Annotated in this window: 1 pseudogene; it reads left to right on the forward strand. The window is 25.4% G+C overall.

The window, feature by feature from the left end:
• Positions 1 to 130 precede the first annotated feature (130 nt).
• Positions 131 to 700, forward strand: a pseudogene (locus tag N5D46_RS14740) (IS982 family transposase); the annotation flags it as partial.
• Between the last annotated feature and the right edge of the window lies 1 nt (position 701).

Raw genomic sequence — 701 nt, forward strand, 5'->3', positions numbered from 1 at the left:
GGTTGGATATCTCCCTGAATTTTCCAATATAAATAAAGCTACATATTTTAAAAATTGTAAATTATTATTAAACTCAAAGATCGTATTATAACTGTTATGCATTTGATTGAAAATAAGTAAATTAATTTAACTTGATAGTATACCATTGGAGGTGTGTAAAATAGCAAGAATTAAACGCTCGAAAATTTGCAAATAAAATCAGTTTAGTGCACCAAATAGAGGTTTTTGTGCTTCTCAGTAAATGTCTTCTTAAGGCTATAAACTTTATGCTGATTGTTCTTTAAGATGTGTTTTCTAGAGTATTGATATTAGTCCTGCATCTGTTTATGATATTTATTTTTTGAAAGATATAAAATCTCAACTATCAGATTGAGTGCTACTTGGTGATAGAGATTATTAGTTGCAAACAATTCAAATTTATTTATTTAATGAAGTTAATATATGATTAGAATCACCAAAAAGATCGAATAAAAAAGATTACAAACCTCAGTTTTATTCATTCAAAAAGTATCGAAAAAGAATTGAAACTTTTTTTTCTCAACTATGTGATCAATTTATGATTATACGCAATTATGCAAAGACTTTTGAGGGGTTTAAAACCAGAATTCTAGCTAAAATTACTGCACAAACATTGAATCAGTACATTATTAAAATACACTTAAATCGAAATATTAATAATCTAAAAACTCAAATTATTTAAA

The organism is Empedobacter sp. GD03865 (assembly GCF_029840775.1).
In the GTDB taxonomy this organism is placed as follows: Bacteria; Bacteroidota; Bacteroidia; order Flavobacteriales; family Weeksellaceae; genus Empedobacter; species Empedobacter falsenii_B.